The organism is Promicromonospora sp. NPDC023987, from assembly GCF_040639055.1.
Classification (GTDB): Bacteria; Actinomycetota; Actinomycetes; order Actinomycetales; family Cellulomonadaceae; genus Promicromonospora.
The window spans coordinates 38,690-53,078 of record NZ_JBEZZF010000038.1; the positions used below are offsets into that span (position 1 = coordinate 38,690).

Below are 14,389 nucleotides of genomic sequence, written 5' to 3' on the forward strand. Positions count from 1 at the left end.
AGCCATATTGAGACCGTCATGAATCATGCAGAACGCGACCCTGTGGCAGACGAGCGAAACATCAGACGGCAAAAGACAGGGATCGAGGTCAGCACACCTTCTCAAGGCCGTCAACATTGCTGTCCTTTACAAAATCAATGACATCAGAGGAATCAGGGTCTCCTCCTGCCTGAACTCGCAGCACCTCGCTGCCATCGACTTGCCCTGGGAAAAGTATCACGGGCGCGCCAGCCCGACCTGAACCTTCCGTGCCAGCATATATGCGACCATTGCCGAATTCAAAGTATCCATCGATCGACACTGAGCCGTCACCATACAACTCGGAGTGACTCCAGACATATGGGGCAGGAAAGTTGCACGTGAAGAATTCACCCTCGGAACCGAACCAAATTTGCACCTGATCGCCCTGCTCATCATTAGTCCGGACCCATACCCCAGATAGGTCTTCGGGCGTCATGTCAACAGGAGTTCCCATGTCGACCGGAAACTCAAGCGGGGCACAGCCTGCGAGCGCTACGGCGACTGCAGCCGCCGAGGCTACCCTCCCCGTCCGACCGGTGCTAGTTCCCTTGATAGTCATATGTGTACCTTTCATACCACACGAATTCCTGTGACACCCTTCCCCCGAAGGAACCATTCGCGATCCAGTTCTTTGCCCGATCAGTATCCGGACTGTTGTATCCAAAGCGCGTCGCGGAGGCAAGCGTCGTGTCGTTGGTTACCCGGTACTGGATAGTCGCAGTCCGTCAACTACCGTCTCCACCATCGGACGTGATCGCTGTCGGTCTTGCGAGTAATTCGTGCGAACCCAGTAGCGCAATGGCAATGTTCTCATACTCGCCATTGCCGTTATATTCGCTTTCGAGATGGGTCCGAACATCCGCCCAAGAGGTTCTTCCGCATGCTTCCATCGTATGCCTGAAATCGTGCACGGAAATGTTTTCCACCAGCCCAATTGGAAGTGTCGGCAGTGGATTCGACCGTGGCCGGCATGGGCTTGGGCTTCTCCTTGGCCTTGGTGATGCTCCCGCCCTTGCCGTAGTTGCAGGAGTACCCGGCCTCGCAGACCTCCCGCATGCCAGTCGGGTCAGTGAACGTGGTCGGGTTGTTGTGGCTGTACGCGTACCCGTTCCACTGCTGCGGGTCGGTGAGATCCATGATCGGGTCCACGGAGATGAACTTACCCAGCAGCGGGTCATACATCCGAGCGCCTATAGCGGTGAGGCCGGTGGCGTCGACGGGCTTGTCAAGGAAACCGTGCTCGCCGGACTAGTCACCGCCCCCTCAGCAGGCGGTACACACCATGCAAAGGAGGGGCGTCACTCCGGCGGCTCGCGGCGCACCCGACCAGCCTTGATTGCGACCGCCAAGGCAAACTCGGTGCCGTACACAAGGAGGTGAGCCGCCAGGCCCGCCACGGCTCCGAACTGGAGAGATAGTGCGACCGCCGCCAGAACCGCCAGGACGACTGCGGCCACCATGAACGGCACACTGCGCAGCGCTCTGGGGATTCGCACCAGCGTGACAGCTGTTGGTTTCACTCGGTCAACGATCCACAGGAATCCGAGCGTGCCGGAGATAGTCGATGCTGGTGCCATAATTGCGACAAGATTTGGCATATCCATCACTGCGGCCACGATTGTCACGGCGACACATAATGCGAATATGCCGACGGTCTGAATAAAGTGCCGTGCCGCGTTTGCTCGACTGATGAACAGAGCCTCGCGTTCAGAGTCTTTCCGACGCTCCTTCGTCATGGCTCAGCACCACCCGAGCCCACCGCGGAGCCACCGACCCACCCGCCGAGACCGAGCATCAGGTCGCTGACGTACGGCGTGCTCTCCATACCAATCTTGCGCCGCGGTGAACGCCTGACCGGTCGTGGTCCAGCCTTCGAGGTCGCCGATCTCGTCACCGCGTGGGCCAACGAGGGGGACGCGGACAGCTGCGGCGTCATCAGGCACGCCACGTCCCCGGACCTGCCGTCCAAGGACACTGCGTTCCCAGCAGTTCCAAAGGTTGCCAATGTGAAACAGCCCTGGATGCAGTTTCGGACGCCATTCGACCACCAAGTGCATTTTCACATCTGTACATGTGACGTAGGCGATGGTTGCTATCAAATGTTCGACCGTCCCGTTGGCTCATAAGATCGCAAGAATGACCCATACGTATGCGGAGCCAAATATCGAGAACAGAACTCCACTAATAAGTGCCCCTCGCCGAAAATTATACCCACGAGGATCTACTGGAAACATATCTTCGATAAAGCTCTCCGGAATCCGATCGACGATCCGCTTAGCAAGATCTCCCATCTGCCTGTGGAATATGGCGTCAACAATTCCTGCGATCACGAATACCACTCCCAGACCTAGAAGGAGCAGCCGTGCGTTGTCTTCCATGTTAAAACCCACCTAGTGCGCCGTTATCGTGAAGCCACGCTGGTAGTGAACACCGTGTCGGAATCCAAATCTCGGCGAGTACCCCAAACCTGCCGACCCAATCACACCTGGCCCGATAACAGCAGATCCGGATACGGTCATCAGCCCAATCGACGTCGACCCCGCGACGCCCGAATACGAGCCAGGGCTGATCCCGTTGCCGATACCAATTCCTGCACTAACCCCCAGCTCCGCACCTCCACCCCACGAACCGTCGGCATAGGGACCATGCTTACTGTCGTAACCGAGCGCACCGTCCAAGCAGCCGATGACACATCCGCCAGCATTTACCTCAACATTGTATCTGGGTGCAAAGATATCGAGGCCAGTCTGCTGGAAGAAAAATCCTCGCCAGTAGTGGACGCTCCCAGCCTGCGTAGCACCTCGCATGCCTCCAGGCGATGCCAGCCTTGTACCGGCATAGAATGCCGCGCTCTTTTGTGCAGCTATCGTCGCCTTGCGGGCACGCTCTGCTCGCGCCTTTGCGGCGATAACACGCGCTCGAGCAAGTTCAGCCTGAGCCGACCGAATGTCCTGCAGGGCACGCTGCCTGGGGTCGGCTGGAACAATCATCGGTGCCGGCCGGAAGATGCTGTAGGTACGACTGTGCCTGATCCCAGAAGCAATATCCCAGATGGTGGGCTTTGGCTTGGGCCTCTTCTTGGCCTTGGTGATGCTCCCGCCCTTGCCGTAGTTGCAGGAGTACCCGGTCTCGCAGACCTCCCGCATACCGGTCGGGTCGGTGAAGGTGGTGGGGTTGTTGTGGCTGTACGCGTACCCGTTCCACTGCTGCGGGTCAGTCAGATCCATGATCGGGTCCACGGAGATGAACTTACCCAGCAGCGGGTCATACATCCGAGCGCCTATAGCGGTGAGGCCGGTGGCGTCGACGGGCTTGTCGAGGAAACCGTGCTCGCCGGTCCAATTACCGTCTGCGCCGCCACCCGCCCCCGGCTGGGACGCCTGCGGGCCGCGGGGCTTGCCATAGGGGTCCGTATAGCGATGCACGCGCTGCCCGGGCCCGTCCACGTTCGGGACCTGCACCGTGCCGGTGCCCTGCTGGTCGGAGATGATCGTGTCCACGTCACCGAAGTTGTACCCCGTACGCGTCGCGATCGTCATCCCGCCGAACGCGTAGTACCGCTGCCCGGAGACACTCCCCGTCGAGTGATCCAGGGTGGGCTCCTGATGCCCGAGGTACAGCGTCGTGGCATCATCCTGGGTCCGCAGGACGCGTTTCCCGTCAGCGGTGTAGACGTAGCCGTCGGCGTCGTCCTGCTCCACGGTGGAGACAGCCCCGTCCCCGTCGGCATCCTCAGCAACCGTAGCGAGCTCGCCCTCAGCATCCCAGGACAGCTCCTGGAGCGGCAGTCCTGCGTGCTCACGACCCGTCATGTTCCCGGCGTCGTCATAGGCGAAACTACTGGTCCCGGTCTGGTCACCGGTGTGCTCGACCTGGGTAACGCCATGCGGCTGACTCCCGGCGGCGCCGCCCGCAGCCGGGTAGTCGTACGTATTGGTCGTGTCACCACCGGACCCGACAGCGTGCTCGACCACACTGGTGCGGTTGCCCTACCGAGTCGTGGGAGTACGAGTGCCAGTAGGCGGCCGCACCTCCCAGGATCCCCGACGAAGGGGCCGTGCCGCAGCCGGCGGTGGCCGGGGTCCATGCCTCGATCAGGCGGCCGAGGCCGTCGTAGTCGTAGCACTGGCGATCGTGTGCGCGGCCTCCGAGGTTGGCTGCGGGGGTGTCGAACACACTGGTCAGGTTACCGGCGTGATCCCACGTGTAGGACGCGCGCCGCACATCCACCGCCACACCCGAGGGGTCCTCAGCCACGACGGTGGTCTTCTTCAGCCGGTTGGTGCCGAACTCGTAGTCCCAGTCCTGCACGTAGGCGTGCGTGTTCCCGAGGGAGAAGCGGGCGGGTTCCCCGGTGGGTTTGTAGTCCGCGGCAGCCACATAGATGCCGCCACGGTCGCTGGCCAGTCCACGCGGCCGGTCGGCCGCGTCGTAGTACGTCTTCAACGTCTCGGACGGGATACCGCCACCGAACTGGTAGTTAGCGGTCTCGGGAAGTCCGGAGACCGTGTACCCGTACGTCGTCGTCCATGACCGTGCGAGCTCGCCCAGGTCCGTGCCGTTCACGCTCTGCGGGATCGTGGTCGTGGTCGCCGTGGGCTGACCGTGGACCTCGTATCCGTCCACGGTCGTGACGATCTCGCTCTGGTCCGTGCCGGTGCCGACGTACCGCGTCGCGGACGCCGGCTGGCCCGGCACTCTAGTTCCGTCGCCGAGCAGGTCGTACGTCCACTCGGCGCGCACGGTCCCGCTCGTTCCGCCTTCACGCATGCTGGTCTTGCGCCCGAGCGCGTCGTACGTGTAGCCGAGGACCTGGCCGCGCGCGTCGGTCGTGGTCTTCACGCGCCCGAGAATGTCGTAGGCGGTCAACGCCTCGCCCTTGTCGGGGTCCGTGGTGCGCGTCTGACGGCCGCGCAGGTCGTACTCGTACGTCCACCGGTTTCCGGCGTCGTCCACGGCACGGGTGAGCCGGTCGGCGGCATCGTAGGTGTACGTCGTCGCGACGTAGCCGGAAGCTGGCGTGGTACCCGTGTGCTGCCGGATCGTCCTCGTGCGCCCCCGCGCATCGGTGATCGTGGTGGTGGGGGTGCCGCCGGCGGGAGGAGTAACGAGCGTGCGGTCTCCACGGTGCTGGGTGCGGGTCTCCCATTTCAGGACGTAGGTGCCGTTGTCGTAGTCCTCGGCGTCCTCGTCCACCTGGAACCGTTCCCGGGTCGGCCGGCCTGCGCCGTCGTACTCGGTCAAGGTGCGCCCGGGTACCGCCGCCGACGTCGTCACGAGTCCGAAGGCAGGGTCACCGGTCGTATGCCAGGCATGGTTGTTCAGCGTGGCCAGCCCGCGCGTGTCGTAGGTGGTGTCGGTGATGACGCGGCCCGTGGCCAGGTCCGACGCCGACGGCACCTGAGTCTGGCGTTCACGCAGCAGTCCGTCGTAGATCGTGAAACTCGTGCGGTAGCCGGACCCGTCGGACGTGAGCGTCTGGGTGCGCACCCCGTTCACGCCGGTGTCACGCACGCCATACCAGTACTTGACCGACGCCGTGTCCTCACCCCTCACACGCCCGGGCTTCCACAACTGTGCCAGCCGGCCAAGCGCGTCATACGAGCCCTCGGTCACGCGCTGGCCTTCGCCGGCGAGGCGTCGAGCAGCTCGTGGTCGACGGCGTCGGTCAGGATCGACGACAGTGTCTGATAGGCCGAGTACAGCGCGCCACGTCCGTCGGACTTCTCCTGTCCATGCCACGTCCGTGACCGCGCCTCCGCAAGTGTCGCGGCCAGCTTCGTGTACCAGCTCGTCACATCGAGTCGGGTCAGGTCAGGTTCTTCAGCGGAATGTCGACCAGTTCGGGAAGGATGTGGCTTCCAGGGGCCGACTCATACCGAATCCGCTCGTCGTTGAGCCAGGCCTCGGCCGCCAGCTTGTCCCCGAAGGAACGGGTGTGCTTTTCCGTGTCTGGGCCGCTGTACCGTGCCCGGACGCTCGTGACCTTGCCGGTCACCGGGCTCGTGTGCTCCCCAGGAGTTCGAAGGTGCGACGGGAAGGTCTGCTGCGGTGGGTCCGCTCACCGACCAGGTGCACACACCGCGCCAGCCGGCCTCGCTGGGACTTCGGCTGGCCTCACGAGGCCACTCCTGTCCACTTCCGTCCCGCGGGCCCGAAAGAGAATTAGCAGGTCAGGGGACATTTCCCCAGTTCAGGGACCTGCCACCTGACCTGCTAGATCCTCAGACGTTCTTCCGACGTCTGAGCCTGCGGTTCCGCTACGGGCGCGTGCCTCGTTCCTCAGCCCGCACCCTGCGCTGCACCTCCGGCTCAGACGTTGAACCCCAGCATCCGCAGCTGCTCCTTGCCGTCGTCCGTGATCTTCTCCGGACCCCACGGCGGCATCCAGACCCAGTTCACGCGGAACCCGTCCACGATGCCCTCGAGCGCCTGCGCGGTCTGGTCCTCGATCACGTCCGTCAGCGGGCAGGCCGCCGACGTGAGCGTCATGTCGATGGTCGTGTGGTTGTTCTGGTCCACCTGGATGCCGTACACCAGGCCCAGGTCGACGACGTTGATGCCCAGCTCGGGGTCGATCACGTCGCGCATCGCTTCCTCGACGTCCACCGCGGTGGTGGGCGAAGGGCCCACCCCGTCAGCGGGAGCGGCCGGGGCTTCCTGCCCGACCTCGGTGCTCGCCTCAGTCATCGGTCTCTCCTCACCTCGTTGCCAGCGCGCCACTGCGCGCCAGCGAGTCCTTGAGCGCTGCCCAGCCGAGCAGCGCGCACTTGATTCGCGCGGGGTACTGCGACACGCCGGTGAAGGCCGCCGCGTCACCGAGTGCGTCCTCGGCCTCGTCGTCGTCCAGGCCCTTGCCGCGGGACGACATCAGGTCGTGGAACAGCCCGTCGAGCCGCGCCACCTCGGCGAGGGGTACGCCCTCCACCAACGATGTCATGACCGACACGGACGCCTGGGAGATGGAGCATCCCTGCCCCTCCCACGAGACGCCCGCCACCGTGCCCTCCGGCGTGACGTCGACCCGGAGGGTCACCTCGTCACCGCACGTCGGGTTCACCTGGTGCGACTCCCCCGCGAGGTGCCCGTGGCCCGCCGCGAGGTCGACGAGCCCGTGGCCCACCGGACGCTTCGCGTGGTCCAGGATCACCTGCTGGTACATCTGCTCGAGCGTGCTCACGACGCTGCCTCTCTCGATCTTCCCAACAGTCTTGCCGAAGTTCTCACTCTGCTCCGAAGAACGCGCGGACCCCCGCCAACGCTTCCCGGAACGCCACGACCTCTTCGACCGTCGTGTAGACCGACGCCGACGCGCGCGCCGTCGCTGCCACGCCGAACCGGCGGTGGAGCGGCTGCGCGCAGTGGTGCCCCACCCGGACGGCGATTCCCTTGTCGTCGAGCACCTGTCCGACGTCGTGCGCGTGCACGCCGTCGACCACGAACGAGACCACGGCGAGGCGATCGGCCGTATCGAGCGGTCCGATGACCCGGACGCCCGGGATCTCGGCGATCTTCAGCATCTCCGCCGCGAGCTCGGTCTCGTGCCGGGCGACGCCGGCCATGCCGAGCTCGTCGAGGTACTGCGCGGCGCAGCCCATGCCGACCGCCTGCGCGACCATCTGGGTGCCCGCCTCGAACCGCTGCGGCGGCGGCGCGTAGGTGGTGCTCTCCATGGTCACCACCTCGACCATGGACCCGCCGGTGACGGTGGGCGGCATGGCCTCGAGCAGCTCGCGCCGCCCGTACAAGGCGCCGACGCCGGTGGGCCCGAGCATCTTGTGCCCGCTGAACGCGGCGAAGTCGACGCCGAGCTCGTGGAGGTCCACGGGCATGTTCGGCACCGACTGGCACGCGTCGAGCACCGTGAGGGCGCCCACGCGCTGGGCGGCCGCGACGAGCGCCGCGACGGGCGCGACGGCCCCGGTCACGTTCGACACGTGCCCGAACGCCAGCACCTTGGTGCGCTCGGTGAGGAGCGCGTCGAGGTTCGACAGGTCGAGCCTGCCGTGGTCCGTCACCGGGATCCAGCGCAGGGTGGCGCCGGTGCGGGCGCACAGCTCCTGCCACGGGACGAGGTTGGCGTGGTGCTCCGCCTCGGTGACGAGGATCTCGTCACCGGGCGCGAGCCGGAACCGCGCGGCGGCTTCCCCCCCGCGACCGAGGGTCGCGTTGGAGAAGGCGTAGGCCACGACGTTGATCGCGGCCGTGGCGCCCGGCTGCCAGACGATCTCGTCGTCGTCCGCGCCGACGAACGCGGCGACCGCCGCACGCGCCTGCTCGAACGCCTCGGTGGCCTCCTCGGCGAGCTGGTGCGCGCCGCGGTGGACCGCTGCGTTGCGCTGCTCGTAGAAGTCCACCTCGGTGTCGAGGACGACCTGCGGTTTCTGGGACGTCGCGGCGGAGTCCAGGTACACGAGGGGTTGACCGCCCCGCACCGTGCGCTCGAGCAGCGGGAAGTCCGCCCGAACGGCGGCCAGCTCGGTCGTCGAGATCTCGGTCTCGACGGACGCGACCGCCGGGGTGGCGTCGCCCGGGGCGGTGCCGCCCGGACGCACGGTGTCGGTGGTGGTCATGGTGTCCCTTCGCGATACGTCAGCAGTGGATCAGGCCGAGACCGTCTTGTTCGCGCCGAGGTACTTGTCGTAGCCCTCTTCCTCGAGGCGGTCGGCCAGCTCGGAGCCGCCCTCCTCGGCGATCTTGCCGTCGACGAAGACGTGCACGAAGTCGGGCTTGATGTAGCGCAGGATGCGCGTGTAGTGCGTGATGAGGAGGATGCCGATGTCGGTCTCCTCCTTGGCGCGGTTCACGCCCTCGGACACGACGCGCAGCGCGTCGACGTCGAGGCCGGAGTCGGTCTCGTCGAGGATCGCGAAACGCGGCTTGAAGAGCTCCATCTGCAGGATCTCGTGGCGCTTCTTCTCACCACCGGAGAAGCCCTCGTTCACGGAGCGCTCGGCGAAGGCCGGGTCCATGCGGAGGTTCTCCATCGCGCCCTTGACCTCCTTGCCCCAGGTGCGGAGCTTGGGGGCCTCGCCGGAGATGGCGGTCTTGGCGGTGCGCAGGAAGTTGGCGACCGACACACCGGAGACCTCGACCGGGTACTGCATGGCGAGGAAGAGGCCGGCGCGGGCGCGCTGGTCGACGGTCATCTCCAGCAGGTCCTCGCCGTCCAGCGTGGCGGTACCCGAGGTGACCGTGTACTTGGGGTGGCCGGCGAGCGCCGACGCAAGGGTGGACTTGCCGGAGCCGTTGGGTCCCATGATGGCGTGGGTCTCACCGCTGGCGATGGTCAGGTCGACACCGCGCAGGATCGGCTTGGGGCCTTCCTTGGTCTCGACGCTGACGTGCAGGTCGCGGATCTCGAGGGTGGGCATATCGGTTACTCCAGGGGTAGCTTGCGAAGTCAGTTGTTCAGGAGACGGGCACGGTGACGTCGATGTCGACGAGCACCTTGTCGCCGTCGATGGTCACCGGGTAGACGGGCACCGGGCGCACCGCCGGAAGCTGGAGGGGCTGGCCGGTCCGCAGGTCGAACTGGGAGCCGTGCAGCCAGCACTCCACGAGGGTGCCCTCCACCTCGCCGTCGGACAGCGAGACGGCGCCGTGGGAGCAGATGTCCGAGATGGCGTGGTACGTGCCCTCGGCGTCGCGCGCCACGGCGACCGGGACCGGGGCCCCGTCGGCGCCGTCGAGCTCGACGAGCATCGCTTCCTCCGGGCCCAGGTCGTCGGTCATGCAGGCGAGCTGTGCGGTCATGCGCTCGGAGCCACCTCGGCCTCGGTGGGCACGACGGACGGTGCCCCGGTGATCACGCTCATCGACTTCTCCAGCTCGGCCTCGATGGAGGCGAGCAGGCGCTCCTCGACGGACGGGACGCCGATCTCGTGGATGAGCTCGGCGAAGAAGCCGCGCACGACGAGACGACGGGCCTCGATCTCGGGGATGCCCCGGGCCTGGAGGTAGAAGAGCTGCTCGTCGTCGAACCGGCCGGTGGCGCTGGCGTGGCCGGCGCCGGCGATCTCGCCGGTCTCGATCTCGAGGTTCGGCACGGAGTCCGCGCGCGCGCCGTCCGACAGGACGAGGTTGCGGTTGAGCTCGTAGGTGTCGGTGTTCTCGGCGGCGGCCCGGATCAGGACGTCGCCCACCCACACGGTGTGCGCACCGGAGCCCTGCAGGGCGCCCTTGTAGGTCACGCGGGACTTGCAGTCCGGCACCGCGTGGTCCACGAAGAGGCGGTGCTCCTGGTGCTGGTTCGTGTCCGCGAAGTAGAGGCCCACCATCTCGACCTCACCACCGGCGGCGGTGAACTCGGCGTCCGGGGTGACGCGCACGACGTCGCCGCCGAACGTCACGACCACGTGCTTGAGCTTCGCGTCGCGCCCGATGCGGGCCCGGTGCGAGGAGGCGTGCACGGCGCCGTCGGCCCAGTCCTGGACGCTGACGACGGTGAGCTGCGCGCCGTCCTCGACGACGATCTCGACCGTCTCGGCGAGCGTGCCGCTGCCGTCGTGGTCCAGGACCACCACTGCCTCGGAGTGCCGCTCTGCGCGGACCAGCACGTGGGCCGCCGTCGCGTCCTTCGACACGCCGGTCAGGCGCACCGAGGTGACGTCGGAGGCCACGGCCTCCTTGGGGACGGTCACGATCGTGGCCTGCTCGAAGGCGTTCCACGCGGTGACGGCCGTGCGGTCGCCGGGCTGGCCGGCGGTGCCGAGGCGGGCGTCGTCGCGGGCGACGGTCTCCACCTGGACCTCGGGGGCCGCGGTCACCTGGACCGTGACGCCCGAGGTACCGAGGTCCGCCTGGAACAGCGGCTGGAGGCGGTCGGCCGGGGAGAAGCGCCACTCCTCCTCGCGCCCGTTGGGGATGGGGATGTCGTCCAGCGAGAACGACGTGCGGCGCTCGGCGCGCGAGCCCTGGGGCTTGACGGCGCCGTGCGTGTGGGCGCCGTCGGCAACAGCGCGCGTGTGATCGGTCGTGAGAGTCATATCAGCCGACGGACCCTTCCATCTGCAGCTCGATGAGGCGGTTGAGCTCGAGTGCGTACTCCATGGGCAGCTCGCGCGCGATGGGCTCGACGAACCCGCGCACGATCATGGCCATGGCCTCGGTCTCTTCCATACCTCGGGACATGAGGTAGAACAGCTGGTCCTCGCTCACCCGCGAGACCGTGGCCTCGTGGCCCATGGACACGTCGTCCTCGCGGACGTCCACGTAGGGGTAGGTGTCGCTGCGGGAGATCTGGTCGACCAGCAGCGCGTCGCAGAGGACGTTGGACGCGGAGTGGGAGGCACCCTCGAGCACCTGGACCAGGCCGCGGTAGGACGTGCGGCCGCCGCCGCGCGCCACGGACTTGCTCACGATCGACGACGACGTGTTCGGCGCCGCGTGCACCATCTTGGCGCCGGCGTCCTGGTGCTGGCCCTCGCCCGCGAAGGCGATGGACAGCGTCTCGCCGCGGGCGTGCTCGCCCAGCAGGTAGATCGCCGGGTACTTCATGGTGACCTTCGAGCCGATGTTGCCGTCGACCCACTCCATCTGGGCACCCTCAGCGGCCGTGGCGCGCTTGGTGACCAGGTTGTACACGTTGTTCGACCAGTTCTGGATCGTCGTGTAGCGCACGCGGGCGTTCTTCTTCACGATGATCTCGACGACCGCGGAGTGCAGGGAGTCCGACGTGTAGATCGGCGCCGTGCAGCCCTCGACGTAGTGCACGTACGAGCCCTCGTCGGCGATGATCAGCGTGCGCTCGAACTGGCCCATGTTCTCGGTGTTGATCCGGAAGTAGGCCTGCAGCGGGATCTCCACGTGCACGCCCGGCGGCACGTAGACGAAGGAGCCACCCGACCACACGGCCGAGTTCAGCGCGGAGAACTTGTTGTCGCCCGCCGGGATGACGGTGCCGAAGTACTCCTGGAAGAGCTCCGGGTAGTCGCGCAGGCCGGTGTCGGTGTCGACGAAGATGACGCCCTGCTCCTCCAGGTCCTCACGGATCTGGTGGTAGACGACCTCGGACTCGTACTGGGCGGCGACGCCCGCGACGAGGCGCTGCTTCTCGGCCTCGGGGATGCCGAGCTTGTCGTACGTGTTCTTGATGTCGTCGGGCAGGTCCTCCCAGGAGGTGGCCTGCTTCTCCGTGGACCGCACGAAGTACTTGATCTTGTCGAAGTCGATCCCCGACAGGTCGGAGCCCCAGCTCGGCATGGGCTTCTTGCCGAAGAGGCGCAGCGCCTTGAGCCGCTGGTTCAGCATCCACTCGGGCTCGCTCTTCAGCGCCGAGATGTTGCGGACCACCTCTTCGCTCAGGCCGCGCTGCGCGGACATGCCCGCGGCGTCGCTGTCGTGCCAGCCGTACTCGTAAGAGCCGATGCTGGCGATGATCTCATCGTCGGAGCGCTGCTCTGGCGCTTGCGTTTCTGCGCTCATCACTTTCCTTCGGTGGGGGTCGTCGCGGGGATGTTCGTCGCGGGGGTTGGCAGAGGGAGGTTCACGGGGATGTTCGTCGTGCAGGCGTGCGCGCCACCGGCGATGGTCGCGAGGCGCTGGACGTGCGAGCCCAGCAGCTCGCTGAACGCGCGGGCCTCCTGCTCGCACAGCTCGGGGAACTCCTCGGCCACGTGCTGGACCGGGCAGTGCCCCTGGCAGAGCTGGACCGCTCGCGCCACGGTGCCGGCCGTCGGGCCGGTCAGCGGAGCGGGAACGGGCCGGACCGAGGCGGCATAACCGTCGGCGGACAGCAGCTGGACGAGCTGGGCGGCCCGGCCCTCTGCGGTGTCGGCGGTGAGGTGCGGTGCGTAGCTGCGCGCGACGGCGTCGAACCGCTCCTTGGCGAAGCCGTGCACCGCCTCGCTGCCGCCCGTCTCTCGCAGGAACCGCAGGACCTGCCGGGCGATCTCCTGGTAGCCGCCGGCCAGCTCGGACTGGCCGCCGCCCGTGACGACGTACCGCCGTGCGGGACGTCCGCGCCGGGGGACGCCCGACCGGGAGGCCTCGTGCACGGTGATCTTGCCGTCCTCCTCCAGGAGGGTCAGGTGCCTGCGCACAGCCGGGGCCGTGAGCTCGAGGACGGCCGCGAGGGCGCCGGCGGTGACCGGGCCACGGGACGCGACGAGCTCGAGCACTCGCCGGCGGGTGGTGCCATCGGTCTCGTGGCTCGCCACGTGCCCGACCGGCACCTGTGTCGGTGCGCTCATGCTGGTCACCTCCCTCACGTCGGTCCGGAGGCATGCTTCACCCCCGGCACGCCTTCCTAGACGCCAATGCTTTTGAGAACATCCTTGTTCCCTAATTCGAGATGCGCAAGGAAGGCGAGCCTCAGTTCGGGTCGATCGCGACACATCTCACACGCACGGTCCACACCCGGGTCACGTAGTGCGACGACGTCCCCCGCGACGCCGCCTACGATTGTGCGGTGCCCCTGTCCGACGCGCCCGCGATCGACCCCGCCCAGGCGGCCACCGCAGGCGCCGCACCACATCGTCCTGCCGGTGCCGCCGCCGAGGTCGCCGTGGAGGTGCGCGGTCTCGTCAAACGCTACGACGGCCGCGCGGTCGTCGACGGCCTCGACCTGGTCGCTCGCCCGGGCGCCGTCACCGCCGTCCTCGGCCCCAACGGTGCGGGCAAGACGACCACCATCGAGTGTTGCGAGGGCCTGCGCTCGCCCGACGGCGGCACCGTCCGGGTCCTGGGCCGCGACCCCGTCGCCGACGCGCGTGCCCTGCGCCCACGCGTCGGCGTCATGCTGCAGGACGGCGGCCTGCCCACCGGGGTGCGCGCGCTGGAGCTGCTGCGCCACGTCGCCGCCATGTACGCGACGCCCCGCCCGGTGGACGAGCTCGCCGAACGGCTGGGCCTGCACGGCTTCGCCCGCACCACGGTCCGCCGCCTGTCCGGCGGGCAGCGCCAGCGGGTCGCGCTCGCAGCGGCGGTCGTCGGGCGCCCCGACGTCGTCTTCCTCGACGAGCCCAGCGCCGGCATGGACCCCCAGAGCCGGCGCGCCGTCTGGGAGCTGGTGCGGGAGCTGCGCGCCGACGGCGTAGCGATCGTCCTGACCACCCACCTGATGGACGAGGCGGCCGACCTCGCCGACCACGTCCACATCGTGGACCACGGACGCCTGATCACCTCCGGCAGCGTCCGCGAGCTGACCGACGGGGACGGCACCGGGCCGGGCTCGATCCGCATCGAGGCAACCCCGGGCCTGAACCTGAAGACCCTCCTCACCACCCTCCCCCCTCCGTTGAGTGCTGGGTATTTGTCGGGCCAGCAGGCGTCGGACCAACAAATACCCAGCATCGGCAGCCTGCGCGCCAACCCAGTGCTGCCCGCCTACGGCGCCATGAAGCGGGGCGTGAACAGCCTCACCGAG

Annotated in this window: 16 protein-coding genes and 1 pseudogene; 1 reads left to right on the forward strand and 16 read right to left on the reverse strand. The window is 67.2% G+C overall.

Features of this window, described 5'->3' with window-relative positions; all coding sequences use genetic code 11:
• Positions 1–88: 88 nt before the first annotated feature.
• The 16 genes and pseudogenes from AB0F40_RS17105 to AB0F40_RS17180 form a co-directional block, all read right to left on the reverse strand.
• A complete protein-coding gene (locus tag AB0F40_RS17105) occupies positions 89–457 on the reverse strand; it encodes a hypothetical protein (protein WP_357469891.1) in 369 nt (122 codons plus the stop codon).
• 392 nt (positions 458–849) lie between these two features.
• Positions 850–1,245: pseudogene (locus tag AB0F40_RS17110) on the reverse strand (RHS repeat-associated core domain-containing protein); the annotation flags it as partial.
• Between the two features lie 74 nt (positions 1,246–1,319).
• Positions 1,320–1,757, reverse strand: a complete 438-nt coding sequence (locus AB0F40_RS17115) for a hypothetical protein (RefSeq protein ID WP_357469894.1) — start codon at positions 1,755–1,757, stop codon at positions 1,320–1,322.
• Between the two features lie 384 nt (positions 1,758–2,141).
• Positions 2,142–2,399 (reverse strand): hypothetical protein, encoded by a 258-nt coding sequence (locus AB0F40_RS17120; protein WP_357469897.1) that lies wholly within the window; start codon positions 2,397–2,399, stop codon positions 2,142–2,144.
• Between the two features lie 12 nt (positions 2,400–2,411).
• Positions 2,412–3,833: an RHS repeat-associated core domain-containing protein gene (locus AB0F40_RS17125; RefSeq protein WP_357469900.1), complete on the reverse strand. Its 1,422-nt coding sequence runs from the start codon at positions 3,831–3,833 to the stop codon at positions 2,412–2,414.
• Positions 3,834–3,963: 130 nt separating this feature from the next.
• Positions 3,964–5,577, reverse strand: coding sequence for a hypothetical protein (locus AB0F40_RS17130; RefSeq protein ID WP_357469904.1), 1,614 nt, complete (start codon positions 5,575–5,577; stop codon positions 3,964–3,966).
• A 56-nt stretch (positions 5,578–5,633) separates the two neighbouring features.
• Entirely contained in the window at positions 5,634–5,819 is a 186-nt protein-coding gene (locus AB0F40_RS17135) for a hypothetical protein (RefSeq protein WP_357469907.1), read from the reverse strand.
• Positions 5,820–5,830: 11 nt separating this feature from the next.
• On the reverse strand, positions 5,831–6,019 hold the full coding sequence (locus tag AB0F40_RS17140) for a hypothetical protein (RefSeq protein ID WP_357469911.1): 189 nt from the start codon (positions 6,017–6,019) through the stop codon (positions 5,831–5,833).
• Positions 6,020–6,333: 314 nt separating this feature from the next.
• The gene (locus tag AB0F40_RS17145) at positions 6,334–6,711 is read right to left on the reverse strand and encodes a metal-sulfur cluster assembly factor (protein WP_357469914.1); all 378 of its coding nucleotides are present in this window, start codon (positions 6,709–6,711) and stop codon (positions 6,334–6,336) included.
• A 10-nt stretch (positions 6,712–6,721) separates the two neighbouring features.
• Positions 6,722–7,201 carry a Fe-S cluster assembly sulfur transfer protein SufU gene (gene sufU, locus AB0F40_RS17150; RefSeq protein WP_357469916.1) on the reverse strand — a complete coding sequence of 160 codons (480 nt, stop codon included), beginning with the start codon at positions 7,199–7,201 and terminating at the stop codon, positions 6,722–6,724.
• A gap of 43 nt (positions 7,202–7,244) precedes the next feature.
• On the reverse strand, positions 7,245–8,594 hold the full coding sequence (locus tag AB0F40_RS17155; RefSeq protein WP_357469919.1) for a SufS family cysteine desulfurase: 1,350 nt from the start codon (positions 8,592–8,594) through the stop codon (positions 7,245–7,247).
• A gap of 30 nt (positions 8,595–8,624) precedes the next feature.
• The gene (gene sufC / locus AB0F40_RS17160; protein ID WP_357469922.1) at positions 8,625–9,395 is read right to left on the reverse strand and encodes a Fe-S cluster assembly ATPase SufC; all 771 of its coding nucleotides are present in this window, start codon (positions 9,393–9,395) and stop codon (positions 8,625–8,627) included.
• 37 nt (positions 9,396–9,432) lie between these two features.
• Positions 9,433–9,777, reverse strand: a complete 345-nt coding sequence (locus tag AB0F40_RS17165) for a non-heme iron oxygenase ferredoxin subunit (RefSeq protein WP_357469925.1) — start codon at positions 9,775–9,777, stop codon at positions 9,433–9,435.
• On the reverse strand, positions 9,774–11,009 hold the full coding sequence (gene sufD / locus AB0F40_RS17170; protein WP_357469927.1) for a Fe-S cluster assembly protein SufD: 1,236 nt from the start codon (positions 11,007–11,009) through the stop codon (positions 9,774–9,776). Before sufD ends, AB0F40_RS17165 begins: the two co-directional genes overlap by 4 nt.
• A gap of 1 nt (position 11,010) precedes the next feature.
• Positions 11,011–12,447 (reverse strand): Fe-S cluster assembly protein SufB, encoded by a 1,437-nt coding sequence (gene sufB / locus AB0F40_RS17175; RefSeq protein WP_357469930.1) that lies wholly within the window; start codon positions 12,445–12,447, stop codon positions 11,011–11,013.
• Positions 12,447–13,214, reverse strand: coding sequence for a metalloregulator ArsR/SmtB family transcription factor (locus tag AB0F40_RS17180; RefSeq protein ID WP_357469933.1), 768 nt, complete (start codon positions 13,212–13,214; stop codon positions 12,447–12,449). The genes sufB and AB0F40_RS17180 overlap by 1 nt, the downstream gene beginning before the upstream one ends.
• A 314-nt stretch (positions 13,215–13,528) precedes the next feature.
• Between AB0F40_RS17180 and AB0F40_RS17185 the strand changes: the two genes are divergently transcribed.
• Positions 13,529–14,389 (forward strand): ABC transporter ATP-binding protein (locus AB0F40_RS17185; RefSeq protein WP_357469939.1); only part of this gene is annotated, 861 nt, incomplete at its 3' end.

Bases quoted from the DNA above. Each gene is read 5' to 3' on its own strand.
- AB0F40_RS17180 (WP_357469933.1), bottom strand. From the start codon at position 13,214: ATGAGCGCACCGACACAGGTGCCGGTCGGGCACGTGGCGAGCCACGAG.
- AB0F40_RS17120 (WP_357469897.1), bottom strand. From the start codon at position 2,399: ATGGAAGACAACGCACGGCTGCTCCTTCTAGGTCTGGGAGTGGTATTC.
- AB0F40_RS17165 (WP_357469925.1), bottom strand. From the start codon at position 9,777: ATGACCGCACAGCTCGCCTGCATGACCGACGACCTGGGCCCGGAGGAA.
- sufB (WP_357469930.1), bottom strand. From the start codon at position 12,447: ATGAGCGCAGAAACGCAAGCGCCAGAGCAGCGCTCCGACGATGAGATC.
- sufC (WP_357469922.1), bottom strand. From the start codon at position 9,395: ATGCCCACCCTCGAGATCCGCGACCTGCACGTCAGCGTCGAGACCAAG.
- AB0F40_RS17145 (WP_357469914.1), bottom strand. From the start codon at position 6,711: ATGACTGAGGCGAGCACCGAGGTCGGGCAGGAAGCCCCGGCCGCTCCC.
- AB0F40_RS17155 (WP_357469919.1), bottom strand. From the start codon at position 8,594: ATGACCACCACCGACACCGTGCGTCCGGGCGGCACCGCCCCGGGCGAC.
- sufD (WP_357469927.1), bottom strand. From the start codon at position 11,009: ATGACTCTCACGACCGATCACACGCGCGCTGTTGCCGACGGCGCCCAC.
- AB0F40_RS17105 (WP_357469891.1), bottom strand. From the start codon at position 457: ATGACGCCCGAAGACCTATCTGGGGTATGGGTCCGGACTAATGATGAG.
- AB0F40_RS17115 (WP_357469894.1), bottom strand. From the start codon at position 1,757: ATGACGAAGGAGCGTCGGAAAGACTCTGAACGCGAGGCTCTGTTCATC.
- AB0F40_RS17125 (WP_357469900.1), bottom strand. From the start codon at position 3,833: ATGACGGGTCGTGAGCACGCAGGACTGCCGCTCCAGGAGCTGTCCTGG.